The organism is Wenzhouxiangella limi (genome assembly GCF_010499265.1).
Taxonomy (GTDB): Bacteria; Pseudomonadota; Gammaproteobacteria; order Xanthomonadales; family Wenzhouxiangellaceae; genus Wenzhouxiangella; species Wenzhouxiangella limi.
Window position 1 is genome coordinate 1 of the sequence record NZ_JAAGSC010000038.1, and the last position, 3532, is coordinate 3532.

The following is a 3532-nucleotide window of genomic DNA, read 5'->3' on the forward strand; positions in this document are numbered from 1 at the left end:
GGCAGTTAACGGCACATTCTCGTCATTTAGGGCTGCCCGGAGCGCCTCATTAATCGCGGTCTGATAGCCAATGCCTCTGGCTTCAGCCCGCGCTCGAAATGACTCAATAATGTCGTTGTCAAGCATGATGGTGATGCGGGTCTTCCCGGGAGATTCTACGGCAGGGCCTCGTTTACCCTTACTGAAGTCATACTCTTTACGCATGGTAGTTCCTTGCCTCGTTTCGGCTGGCTTTTCGCGCGGAAATGATTCGGACCCGATCATCCCGCGGGGTGTGGACTACGACCAGAATTCGTCCCAGGGAATCTGCGCCAAGAGTGACGAAGCGGAGCTCACCTTCCGAGTCGGGATCCTCAATGGTGAGGCCAAGTGGATCGCGGAGCGCCTGCTCCGCATGCGCAAAGCTGACGCGGTGTTTGCGGAGGTTAAATGCCGCCTTTTCCGGGTCGAATTCGATCTCCATGCGCCTAGTATGCATATGATATGCATATCAGTCAACTGCGCCCAAAGCTTGCGTTAACCGGCGCCGGCTCTGCCGGCGTCCGAGTTGAATGCATTGTTATGCGGCTATTCCGTCTACTTGCAGGTGGTTGACGTCTGTACGTTTACTGGCATGCTCGAAGGTAATTGCGCACACATTGCCTTCCGAATCCAGGTCGAGAATCGTGTTTTCGTCCAGATCTCGGGTTTCCGAAATTTCTCGGCCCTGGAACTCAATGTACAGGGTGTCCGTGTCCTCGAAATACTGTACTTTCATGGCCTGAAACCTCTGTCGAAAAAAGCATTATGGACCGTCTCTCGGTCCGGAAGCAAAACCACCCGAAGGTACCGATCCTCAGCCTCCGGAATTCGGGCCCAGCGCCGGACGCGCTGATCAGCTTGGACATGCTCGTGCTCAGGATGTTCTATGACCCGCAAAATCCAATCGTCATCGATTCCGGCCCTGTCAGGACGGGACCGTGTTGAATCGAAGTATTTGGTTGTTTTCATGAGTCGGATTCTACGGCCGCATAACGCTGGCCATCAGCCGCGCAAGGAACGAGCGTCGGCTGGATGGCGTTGTTATGCATATAGCAGCCGCCCTCTCGGCTCCGGGATTTGTCGACCGAGCTCTCTCGCCGTTTCAATCCATTCCTCAATAACCTTCTGCGCGTTTGCTACCGCCTGCTCGTAGGTTTCTCCGTCAGCCATGCAGCCCGGAAGCTCCGAAACCTCGACGACGAAGGACCCGTCCTCATCGCTCCAGTAGATAATCAACTCGTACTTAATCGACATCAGTCTCTCCTAACCTGTACTTGACTAGAATGTTCCGAACCTGTTTGACCTGATACGCCTTGACCTTGCCACCTTTGGGCTGTAGGTTCAGTATCTCTTCCATCCCTTCCCGCGTGAATATGTGATGGCTTCCTTTAACCCGCTCTTCGAAGCCGAGTCGAGCCAGAAGCTGGCAGAGATGCGAGAACTCAACGTTCGCATCCGCACTCCCCGACAGGATCTTCTACCTAGTCTTCAAATACTTTCCCATTAATCAATCGTCCTCATATCACTCGGGTTACGGAATGCATAACGTTTATGCTAAGCGGCGCGGGCACTGAGCCCGACCCGGCTTTGCCGGCCTGAAAGCTAGCCCGCGTCCGCGTGAGCATTTTGTTAGCGGAAACGACGAGATTTCCAGTAGCCAGGCTTGCGACTGCCATGCGCAACTGCCAAGACGAACAGGCAATGCCCCTGTTGAGCGTAAATGATGGAATATGGAAAGCTGGCAACAATAAAGGACCGGAGTTTGTCGTTAAGCGGAGAGCCGATTTCGGGGTTCACCAGAAGCAGCTCCAAGGCCTCCCTCACCGCCCGGCCGAATCTGTTTCCAAGACCTGGCACCTCACCCTCGTAGTGGGCAGCTGATTCAATGAACTCGGCTTCAGCCTCCGGATGGAACTTCCATTCCATTAGCCAAGACGGCGCTCAAGCTTAGCGAATACCTGACTGGCTGGGATACCCTGAGCAGATCCGTCCTTTAATTCCTGGAATCGGCGCTGAGCCTCCTTTAGCCACACCTCATCCAATTCCCCGTTCGTCGAGCCTTCCAGATCCGCCACCAGAAACCCTAGAAGCTCACGCTTCTGAAGTGGCTCAAGCTCCTGAATTTCAGCTTGAATTTCGGAAATCGCCTTTGCCATTTTCGGCCTCCGATTTGGTCGAGAATCCCAGTATATCGCTGAATCCTTGCTTCCAATAACGTTTGGGTTAACCGGCCGCGGCGCTGAACCAGACCGGCTTCGCCGCCGCGGGGCTTACCGGGGTCCGGTTGAACCCATTGTTAGGGGCGGCCGCCGGCGATAGAATGATGCAAGTAGTAAACTCTAGAGGCCCCATGACAGCTGAGCCCCTGCAGCGCCTACGCTCTGAAATTCTGGCACTTTCCGAGGCCGAACGGGCTGAATTGGCCCATGACCTTATCCAAAGCCTTGATGCGCCCCGGGATAATGGGGTTGAAGATGCCTGGGAGCGGGAGATTTGCCGGCGAATCGGTGAGATCGATGCCGGACAGGCTGAACTGGTTGAACGGACAGAGTTCCGGGAACGAATTCGCGCCAGGCTAGAGCGGCGATAGACTTGTCAGTGCGAATTCTTCGTCAGGCTGCTGAGGAGGCTGAAGCGGCGGCGGCTTGGTATGAGCAAGAACGACCGGGCCTTGGGGCCGAGTTTTTTGAAGCGATTGAGGTTGGCCTTGATGTAATAGAGGATGGTTTCCTTCCCCTCTCTCCGATGCCTGGAATCTCTGGCAACCAAGGAGCACAACGCCTCATTCTGCGCCGCTTTCCCTACGATATCGTCGTCGTCGACCGCGGCGATGAACGGCTCGTTGTAGCGTTTGCTCATCATTCTCGGAAACCTGGCTATTGGCGAGATCGTACTAGCCCCTAACGTCTATGCTAAGCGGCGCGGGCACGGAGCCAGCCCGGCTTTGCCGGCTCGAAAGTTACCCCGCGCCCGCTTGAGCATTTTGTTGGGCGCTTAGTCGGCATGAAGCAACTCCTGCCGAAGTATCTCCCTAAGCTTGCTGGCAGTTAACGGCACATTCTCGTCATTTAGGGCTGCCCGGAGCGCCTCATTAATCGCGGTCTGATAGCCAATGCCTCTGGCTTCAGCCCGCGCTCGAAATGACTCAATAATGTCGTTGTCAAGCATGATGGTGATGCGGGTCTTCCCGGGAGATTCTACGGCAGGGCCTCGTTTACCCTTACTGAAGTCATACTCTTTACGCATGGTAGTTCCTTGCCTCGTTTCGGCTGGCTTTTCGCGCGGAAATGATTCGGACCCGATCATCCCGCGGGGTGTGGACTACGACCAGAATTCGTCCCAGGGAATCTGCGCCAAGAGTGACGAAGCGGAGCTCACCTTCCGAGTCGGGATCCTCAATGGTGAGGCCAAGTGGATCGCGGAGCGCCTGCTCCGCATGCGCAAAGCTGACGCGGTGTTTGCGGAGGTTAAATGCCGCCTTTTCCGGGTCGAATTCGATCTCCATGCGCCT

The 3532-nt window shown here is 55.5% G+C and carries 11 protein-coding genes; 1 reads left to right on the forward strand and 10 read right to left on the reverse strand.

Going from position 1 to position 3532, the window contains the following annotated elements; genetic code table 11:
- From G3I74_RS05665 to G3I74_RS05695, 7 genes are all read right to left on the reverse strand, one after another.
- Nucleotides 1–204: BrnA antitoxin family protein (locus tag G3I74_RS05665; protein ID WP_239056624.1), on the reverse strand; the 204-nt coding region annotated here is incomplete at its 3' end.
- Nucleotides 197–463, reverse strand: coding sequence for a BrnT family toxin (locus G3I74_RS05670; protein WP_164209321.1), 267 nt, complete (start codon nucleotides 461–463; stop codon nucleotides 197–199). The genes G3I74_RS05665 and G3I74_RS05670, both read right to left, overlap by 8 nt.
- A 96-nt stretch (nucleotides 464–559) precedes the next feature.
- Complete coding sequence (locus G3I74_RS05675) at nucleotides 560–757, reverse strand: DUF2283 domain-containing protein (protein WP_164210623.1); 198 nt, start codon at nucleotides 755–757, stop codon at nucleotides 560–562.
- A gap of 305 nt (nucleotides 758–1062) precedes the next feature.
- Complete coding sequence (locus tag G3I74_RS05680; RefSeq protein WP_164210624.1) at nucleotides 1063–1275, reverse strand: type II toxin-antitoxin system HicB family antitoxin; 213 nt, start codon at nucleotides 1273–1275, stop codon at nucleotides 1063–1065.
- Complete coding sequence (locus G3I74_RS05685; protein ID WP_164210630.1) at nucleotides 1265–1495, reverse strand: type II toxin-antitoxin system HicA family toxin; 231 nt, start codon at nucleotides 1493–1495, stop codon at nucleotides 1265–1267. Before G3I74_RS05685 ends, G3I74_RS05680 begins: the two co-directional genes overlap by 11 nt.
- A 155-nt stretch (nucleotides 1496–1650) precedes the next feature.
- Complete coding sequence (locus G3I74_RS05690; protein ID WP_164210625.1) at nucleotides 1651–1947, reverse strand: type II toxin-antitoxin system RelE/ParE family toxin; 297 nt, start codon at nucleotides 1945–1947, stop codon at nucleotides 1651–1653.
- Entirely contained in the window at nucleotides 1947–2177 is a 231-nt protein-coding gene (locus G3I74_RS05695) for an addiction module protein (RefSeq protein WP_164210626.1), read from the reverse strand. Before G3I74_RS05695 ends, G3I74_RS05690 begins: the two co-directional genes overlap by 1 nt.
- A 194-nt stretch (nucleotides 2178–2371) precedes the next feature.
- Here G3I74_RS05695 and G3I74_RS16300 point away from each other — a divergent pair, with 194 nt between their 5' ends.
- Nucleotides 2372–2611 carry an addiction module protein gene (locus G3I74_RS16300; protein WP_164210627.1) on the forward strand — a complete coding sequence of 80 codons (240 nt, stop codon included), beginning with the start codon at nucleotides 2372–2374 and terminating at the stop codon, nucleotides 2609–2611.
- A gap of 5 nt (nucleotides 2612–2616) precedes the next feature.
- Here G3I74_RS16300 and G3I74_RS05705 read toward each other — a convergent pair whose 3' ends face one another.
- The 3 genes from G3I74_RS05705 to G3I74_RS05715 form a co-directional block, all read right to left on the reverse strand.
- Nucleotides 2617–2880 carry a hypothetical protein gene (locus tag G3I74_RS05705; RefSeq protein ID WP_164210628.1) on the reverse strand — a complete coding sequence of 88 codons (264 nt, stop codon included), beginning with the start codon at nucleotides 2878–2880 and terminating at the stop codon, nucleotides 2617–2619.
- Nucleotides 2881–3015: 135 nt separating this feature from the next.
- Nucleotides 3016–3267 carry a BrnA antitoxin family protein gene (locus tag G3I74_RS05710; RefSeq protein WP_239056649.1) on the reverse strand — a complete coding sequence of 84 codons (252 nt, stop codon included), beginning with the start codon at nucleotides 3265–3267 and terminating at the stop codon, nucleotides 3016–3018.
- On the reverse strand, nucleotides 3260–3532 hold a 273-nt coding region (locus G3I74_RS05715), incomplete at its 5' end, for a BrnT family toxin (RefSeq protein WP_239056497.1). The genes G3I74_RS05715 and G3I74_RS05710, both read right to left, overlap by 8 nt.